The sequence below is a fragment of the Pseudomonas sp. P5_A2_2 genome, assembly GCF_054177685.1.
Genome location: NZ_JBGCUL010000306.1, coordinates 1 through 4953 on the forward strand (window position 1 = coordinate 1; position 4953 = coordinate 4953).

Annotated in this window: 4 protein-coding genes and 1 pseudogene; 4 read left to right on the forward strand and 1 reads right to left on the reverse strand. The window is 53.1% G+C overall.

What is annotated here, in order from left to right; genetic code table 11:
* The 4 genes and pseudogenes from ACXRVY_RS16990 to ACXRVY_RS17005 all read left to right on the forward strand — a co-directional run.
* On the forward strand, positions 1-758 hold a 758-nt coding region (locus ACXRVY_RS16990), incomplete at its 5' end, for a hypothetical protein (RefSeq protein ID WP_458237816.1).
* 40 nt (positions 759-798) lie between these two features.
* Complete coding sequence (locus ACXRVY_RS16995) at positions 799-1812, forward strand: glycosyltransferase family 2 protein (RefSeq protein WP_457266073.1); 1014 nt, start codon at positions 799-801, stop codon at positions 1810-1812.
* An 8-nt stretch (positions 1813-1820) separates the two neighbouring features.
* Entirely contained in the window at positions 1821-2216 is a 396-nt protein-coding gene (locus ACXRVY_RS17000; RefSeq protein ID WP_223457363.1) for a GtrA family protein, read from the forward strand.
* 107 nt (positions 2217-2323) lie between these two features.
* Positions 2324-2566: pseudogene (locus tag ACXRVY_RS17005) on the forward strand (site-specific integrase); the annotation flags it as partial.
* Here ACXRVY_RS17005 and katG read toward each other — a convergent pair.
* Positions 2549-4756: a catalase/peroxidase HPI gene (gene katG, locus ACXRVY_RS17010; RefSeq protein ID WP_458237817.1), complete on the reverse strand. Its 2208-nt coding sequence runs from the start codon at positions 4754-4756 to the stop codon at positions 2549-2551. The pseudogene ACXRVY_RS17005 and the gene katG overlap by 18 nt on opposite strands.
* Positions 4757-4953 lie beyond the last annotated feature (197 nt).

Here is a 4953-nt window from a genome sequence, read left to right on the forward strand (position 1 = left end):
ACCACAGCCCTACCATGCTGCTTCTAAAGCCCCTCTCCCTCCTTGCTTTCTGCTACGCGCTCAAATCCGCAAACAGCACATCGAACAACAACTTATCCAGTGGCATCGCACTTGCTCTATCTTTGTTTTTCTGCGGAATTTCAAAACCGAATTTCTTAATTATTGTGCTGCCTGCATTTGTGCTATTTCTCTTGGTTACCCACAGACTGAAGCCAGTACTGACGAACAAATACATATACCTCTCATTTTTTCTTCCGATCTTCACAGTGCTTGGCCTGCAATTTTTCCAAACATTTTTCTTCCAGGACCTTTCACAAGCTACCGGCAGCACGGAAAGCCACATCGTGGTTTTGCCTTTTGAGACAATGGCTCATTACTCAAACTTTCTGCTTCAGAAATTAATTTTATCGATAGCGTTTCCACTGCTGGTTTTTCTGTGCTACCCAAGAAGCTTCATACAAGACAAAGCTTTAATTTTTTCTTCCTGCTGCCTTTTCATGGGCTTAGTTCTTACGTACTTCTTTGCAGAAAGCGGATCCAGAATGTACGACGGGAATTTCTGGTGGAGCGGGCAAATGGGGCTTTACCTGGTATTCCTGTTTTCTGTCGCCTTCTTGTTTAAAAACACAAAAGCCCTTACCAAGAAGAAAGTGGATAAAGCAAAGTACTCTCTTTGCCTGGCACTATTTGTTTTGCACGCCGCATTCGGGGTGTTTTTTTACCGGCAGGAGCTTCTTTTTAATGCGAAATTTTGGTAAAAACCCGTCGAGCCCACAATTAAATAAGACATAAAACACCATGACATCAAAAGCGGCTGGGCCACATATTTCAGTCATCGTTCCGGTTTACAAAGCCGAGAACTCACTTGACGAACTTTACTCACGATTAAGAAAGTCCCTTGAAGAGATTACAATCGATTTTGAGATTTTGTTGGTAGAAGACTGCGGAGGCGATCGCTCATGGCAAATAATAGAGCGCCTCGCCGAAGCTGACCCGCGAGTTCGTGGCATTCAGCTAAGTCGAAACTTCGGCCAGCACTATGGAATTACCGCCGGCCTGGACGCTTGCCGAGGGCAATGGGCTGTCGTAATGGATTGCGACCTTCAGGACCGTCCTGAAGAAATTCCACGCCTCTATGCCAAAGCCCAGGAAGGCTACGACATTGTTCTAGCCTTGCGAGGAAAACGAAGCGATCCCCCGCTCAAGCGAGCAACCTCCTGGCTGTTCTATAAGACGTTCAGCTACCTGGCAGACTTTGAATATAATGGCGACAGCGGCAACTTCCGCATCATTTCCCGAAAGGTTGTGGATAACGTCTGTCAAATGCGAGAGCAGCTCCGCTTTTTTGGCGCACTGGTTCACTGGACAGGCTTTGCCAGTACAGGAATTGAGATCGAGCATGCGGAACGCCTGGATGGGAAAAGCACTTATACATTTTCAAAGCTTTGGAATTTGGCTATGGAAACAATAATTGCATACTCAGACAAGCCACTTCGACTTGCGGTGAAGCTTGGGTTCACCATGGCGCTACTGTCATTCATTTACGGAGCCTACCTCATATTTACCACCCTGCTCCATGGCGCGGTAGTGCAAGGCTGGACCAGCCTCATGGTCTCGACATTCTTCATTGGCGGCATTGTGATATCCATACAAGGTATCGTTGGAATATATGTCGGAAAGACATTTGACCAAACCAAGAGGCGCCCCTTGTATATCATAGGGAAAAAAACATACGAATCGCGTGGGGAAATATCAGACATTACTGCACGCCGCTCACACTCAGCGTCGATTATCGAAGAAGACAGAGGGTAATAGACTGAATGAGCTTTTTCACCACTCCCGCTTTTGGTCAATTAATACGCTACGGCATCGTTGGCCTGGTTAACAACTCTTTGCTTTACCTCGGGTATCTGTTGATTGTGTATTCCGGGAGCGGTGAAAAACTGTCGATGACACTGATGTATCTAACAGGCGTCGCCATTGGCTATATCGCCAACTACAAGTGGACATTTTCTCAGAGAAAAAATCGAGGAGCATTAATCCGTTATGTGCAGATGCATATAACCGGATACTTGATCAATTTTATGCTCCTGTACATCCTTGTCGACACTCTGCATTACCCCCATCAGATCATTCAAATTCTTGCGATAATAGCGGTAGCATTTTTTGGATTCTTCACATGTAAGTACTTCGTTTTTCGCGAAAGCTCGACATGAAAACAAGGAGTATCAATCATCAAAACACGAGCTACCGAATAGCCAAGTCACACTGAATCAGGTCGCGATCTATTTGGCATTGCTATTGATCATAATCCTGACTGCTGTCAGGAGTTAGGTGGCAGCGACCCTATCAGAGCCGCCACACCTATGCCTCCATGATGCTATCCGTTGGCGAGAATCCAATGCAGGTAGCCAAGCAGCTCGGCCACAAAGACTGGACCATGATCGCCAAGGTTTATGGTCGCTGGATGCCCTCCGCTGATGCAGGAGCCGGAGGGCGAACCGAGGCACTTTTTGCCGGTCGTGCCAGCGTCATGACAACATCTCCTCTAAACAGTGCGGTTTAAGTCGAAGCGATCCAGGTTCATCACTTTGGTCCACGCAGCGACGAAGTCCTTGACGAACTTCTGCTGCGCATCGGCGCAGGCATAGAACTCGGCCAAAGCTCGCAACTGCGCATTGGAACCGAAGACCRGATCGACTCGAGTGCCCGTCCACTTCAGCGCGCCGGTCTTGCGATCGCGCCCTTCATACTCTTGCTGGGCATCCGATACCGGCTTCCACTCCACGCCCATATCCAGCAGGTTGGTGAAGAAGTCGTTGGTCAAGGCCTCCGGACGCGTGGTGAACACTCCGTGTCTGCTCTGGTCGACATTGGTGTTCAACACCCGCAAGCCGCCCAGCAACACCGTCATTTCCGGCGCGCTGAGCGTCAGCAGTTGCGCCTTGTCGATCAGCAGTTTTTCGGCCGGTACACGGTACTGTTGCTTCAGGTAATTACGGAAGCCGTCGGCAATCGGTTCAAGGTATCCGAAGGATTCGACATCGGTCTGTTCCTGGCTGGCGTCCATGCGCCCCGGCGTGAAAGGTACCGTCACGCTGTGGCCGGCATTTTTCGCAGCCTGTTCCACGCCCACGCCACCGGCGAGCACGATCAGGTCGGCCAGGGAGATTTTCTTGCCGCCACTGTTGAACTCCTTCTGAATGCTTTCGAGTTTTGCCAGCACCCTGGCCAGTTGTTCTGGCTGGTTGGCCTGCCAGGACTTCTGCGGCTCCAGACGCAAACGCCCACCGTTGGCACCACCGCGTTTATCGGAGCCACGGAAAGTCGACGCTGCCGCCCAGGCTGTAGATACCAGCTGCGAGACTGACAGCCCCGAGGCGGCAATTTTGCCCTTGAGCGCGGCCACATCGCTGTCATTGACCAGCGGATGATCGACGGCAGGGATCGGGTCTTGCCACAGCAGCTCTTCGTTCGGCATTTCCGGGCCGAGGTAGCGTGAAAGCGGCCCCATGTCACGGTGAATCAGCTTGTACCAGGCACGGGCGAAGGCGTCGGCCAACTGGTCTGGATTGGCCAGGAAGCGCCGCGAAATCGGCTCATAGATCGGGTCGAAACGTAGCGACAGGTCCGTGGTCAGCATGGTCGGATCACGCCGTTTTGCGGGATCATGGGCATCCGGAATGGTGCCGGCGCCAGCGCCGTTTTTCGGCTTCCACTGGTTTGCCCCCGCCGGGCTCTTGGTCAGTTCCCATTCGTAACCGAACAGGTTCTCCAGGTAGTTGTTGCTCCACCGGGTTGGCGTGGTCGTCCAGGTCACTTCCAGGCCGCTGGAGATGGTGTCGCCACCTTTACCGGTACCAAACGTGCTCTTCCAGCCCAGGCCCTGCAGCTCGAGGCCGGCGGCTTCGGGCTCAGGTCCGACATGGTCGACGGGACCTGCACCGTGGGTTTTGCCGAAGGCGTGACCGCCCGCGATCAGCGCGACGGTTTCCTCGTCGTTCATGGCCATGCGCGCAAAGGTTTCACGGATGTCCGTCCCGGCGGCGACCGGATCAGAGTTGCCTTCAGGGCCTTCGGGGTTTACGTAAATCAGGCCCATCTGCACGGCTGCGAGGGGGGCCTCCAGATTGCGCTCTGCGGGAGCTTGCCCGGCATCTTTGCCATAACGCACGTCGCCACCCAGCCACGTTTTTTCCGAGCCCCAGTAGACATCTTCGTCCGGTTCCCAGACATCCGGGCGGCCAGCGGAAAAACCAAAGGTCTTGAAGCCCATGGACTCCAGTGCAACGTTGCCGGCGAGGACGATCAGGTCGGCCCAGGAGATTTTGTTGCCGTACTTTTGCTTGATTGGCCAGAGCAGCCGACGGGCCTTGTCGAGGCTGACGTTGTCCGGCCAGCTGTTGAGCGGTGCAAAGCGCTGCTGGCCGGAGCCGGCGCCGCCCCGGCCGTCACCGGTGCGATAGGTGCCTGCGGCGTGCCAGGACATGCGGATAAAGAAAGGCCCATAGTGACCGAAGTCCGCCGGCCACCAGTCCTGGGAGTCGGTCATCAGCGCAGTCAGGTCTTTTTTCAACGCCTGGAAGTCCAGGCTCTTGAAGGCTTCGGCGTAGTTGAAGTCGCCCCCCAACGGGTCAGATTTGGGCGAGTGTTGACTCAAGATCTTCAGATTCAGTTGGTTCGGCCACCAGTCGCGGTTCGTCGTGCCACCGCCAGCAGCGGCGTGATTGAACGGGCATTTCGATTCAGTTGACATGGCATCTCCTCTTTATTTTGTTTTCAGCTAACCATCCTTAAGCGTGGATCCGGATCACCGATTGATGAAATAGCTTTTCGGTATGAGATCCATAGCCTTAAGGCTATGACGGCCCAGTGATCAGTCGCTCCAGAACATCCATTAAAGTACCGGTCCGGGAAACTGTCGCTTCATCTTGGTAGATAGCTGATAAACAG

Coding starts and splice junctions, on each gene's coding strand:
- ACXRVY_RS16995 (WP_457266073.1), top strand. CDS start 799: ATGACATCAAAAGCGGCTGGGCCACATATTTCAGTCATCGTTCCGGTT.
- ACXRVY_RS17000 (WP_223457363.1), top strand. CDS start 1,821: ATGAGCTTTTTCACCACTCCCGCTTTTGGTCAATTAATACGCTACGGC.